The following is a 2,651-nucleotide window of genomic DNA, read 5'->3' as shown; positions in this document are numbered from 1 at the left end:
GCGGGGGTTTCCCCCACTCGCGCTTTGCATCAAGAAAACAGGTAAGCATTCGAATAATGCTGAGTTATGGAAAGCACCTCAAGCAGCGTGATCCAAAGGCTGACTGCTGACGGCTGACGGCTGAATGCAACGGAACCGGTACGACAATAGCAAAGAAACGTCCTTAAGTTCATGCCACGCACCCCTAGATTAACCTTTGACCGGGGAACTCTGATTTTGCATCCACCACCGAGGGGTAAAGCTTGGGTGGAGTATGCGACTTGGGATGATCGGGTAGAGAAGTTTCGGATCAGAGGAATTCACTATCGTCCTCTGGTAGAAAGCTTACTCAGAGACAAGGTTGATTTTATTGATGATGCTAGGGAATTTGTGCCTCTGCCACTAGTATCTAGTTTTGAGATGGAACCTTATCCCCATCAACTGGAAGCTCTATTGGCATGGAAGCAAGCCGGTCGTAAAGGGGTAGTGGTGCTACCAACGGGAGCAGGTAAGACTTATCTGGCACAGTTGGCAATGCAAGACACTCCTCGTAGTACCATAGTTGTGGTACCAACCCTAGATTTAATGCACCAGTGGTATGCTCAACTGGAGGCAGCCTTTCCAGATGTGGAGGTGGGAGTGTTGGGGGGTGGTTCTCGCGATCGCACGCCTATCCTGATCGCCACCTATGATAGTGCCACTATTCATGCGGAAACCTTAGGGAATCGGTACGCTTTGGTGATTTTTGATGAGTGTCATCACTTACCTACGGATTTTTATAAGGTGATTGCAGAATATGCGATCGCACCCTATCGGTTAGGATTGACAGCAACCCCAGACCGCTCCGATGGCCGTCATTGGGATCTTAATGGTTTGATAGGACCAGAGGTTTATCGGAAAAGCCCTGATCAATTGGCGGGTTTAGCCCTAGCTGACCATAAGGTCATTCAGATTAAGGTCAAGCTTTCCCAAAAAGAACGCGATCGCTATAATTATTGCATGACGTTGCGCAATGATTTTTTGAGAGCCTCCAACATTCACCTCGGGAGTATTAAAGGTTGGCAGCAGTTTGTGATGGCAAGTGCGCGATCGCAAAGCGGACGCCGTGCCATGTTAGCTCACCGGGAGGCCAAGGAAATTGCTTTGGGTACCGATGGAAAATTAAGGATTTTGCTAGATTTACTGGCTCAGCATTACCCAGAGAAGATGTTAATTTTTACCAATGGTAATGCTACACTTTATCGCATTTCTCAAGAGTTATTGATTCCGGCGATTACTCATCAAACTCCAGTCAAAGAGCGTCATGATATTTTGAAGCGATTTCGGGAAGGAGAGTATCGCTGTTTAGCGGCATCCCATGTGTTGAATGAGGGAGTCGATGTACCCGATGCGCGAGTGGCGATTATCTTGTCAGGAACTGGTTCATCTCGGGAGTATATCCAGCGCTTGGGTCGGGTATTGCGTAAAGGTAAAGATGGGGAGAAGGTAGCGTTATTGTATGAAGTGGTAGCTGAGGATACCTCTGAAGAACGAACCTCTTGGCGTCGCCATGGTGGTGGTAGCAAGAATGAACCGCGAAGGCGCAAACAGCCGGAAGGTGCCAAGACCGGTAAGCAGTTAGAGTTATTGCCAGAGCAGGGTTATCAGGTCAAGCCTAGGAGTAGCCCCAGGGCGGCTGAGTCCAAGGGGAAGTGGTCAGAAGAAGAAGATGATTTTTGAGTAGGATGATTAGGTGATCACTGAGTATTGCCCCCATTCCCAAATCTAGGGATTAGGGGGCAATACTAACTCAATTTACTAAGTCTTATTCAATCTAAAATATTGCATCAGAGCTAATATTAAAACTGGTGTCATCTTGTAAGACGGCAATTAAGTCCCCCTTGTAATATAGCGTTGTATCCAGTGCTGAGGTACCACTAACATCAATAAGCTTAAACACAATGTAATCACTGATCACACCGCCGAGCTGAACTTTATCACCTTCTGTCTGATTAAAGTCAGTGATTGTCGCAAATCCTGAGCTAGTATCACCAAAGTAACCAATCTCGGTGCCAACACCATTTTTACCTAAGACGAAAGTATCCGCACCCGTACCACCAGTTAGGGTGTCCAGTTCACCTTGACTACTACCTTCATAACCTTGGATAAAGTCATTACCAGATCCACCGGTCAGGGTATCGTTGCCAGAGCCACCATCAAGGGTGTCATTACCACCATTCCCATATAAGTAGTCATTCCCAGATTTACCCCAGAGGACGTTGTTGGAATTGTTACCACTGATGCTGTTGTTGAGGCTGTTACCGTAGCCGTAGTTATTAGCACTACCAGTAAGGGTCAAGTGTTCCAGGTTATCTCCTAGGGTGTAGCTGATGGAGGAGTTTACATTATCAATACCCTGATTGATATATTCAGTCACCACATCCCCGGTGCTGTCAACTACATAGCGGTCATTACCCGTCCCACCATACATCCAGTCACTGCCTGTACCACCATCCAGGTAGTCGTTGCCAGAGTTACCATAAAGGGTGTCGTTGCCAGAGCCACCATAAAGGGAGTCGTTGCCAGAGCCACCATGGAGGTAGTCATTACCTAGATCACCGCTAAGGGTGTCATTACCAGCATTCCCATACAAGTAGTCACTGCCAGAATTCCCCCAGAGGTAGTTGTTGTAA

Annotated in this window: 2 protein-coding genes; one reads left to right on the top strand and one right to left on the bottom strand. The window is 47.3% G+C overall.

Going from position 1 to position 2,651, the window contains the following annotated elements; genetic code table 11:
• Positions 1–171: 171 nt before the first annotated feature.
• On the top strand, positions 172–1,698 hold the full coding sequence (locus F6K20_RS33300; protein ID WP_287297628.1) for a DEAD/DEAH box helicase: 1,527 nt from the start codon (positions 172–174) through the stop codon (positions 1,696–1,698).
• A gap of 94 nt (positions 1,699–1,792) precedes the next feature.
• On the opposite strand, the gene F6K20_RS33295 is transcribed toward F6K20_RS33300, so the two are convergent.
• Positions 1,793–2,651: calcium-binding protein (locus F6K20_RS33295; protein ID WP_287297627.1), on the bottom strand; the 859-nt coding region annotated here is incomplete at its 5' end.

The organism is Moorena sp. SIO2C4 (assembly GCF_010672485.1).
GTDB classification, from domain to species: Bacteria; Cyanobacteriota; Cyanobacteriia; order Cyanobacteriales; family Coleofasciculaceae; genus Moorena; species Moorena producens.
Note: the sequence above shows the minus strand (reverse complement) of the source record. Positions and strands in the feature narration are given on the sequence as shown.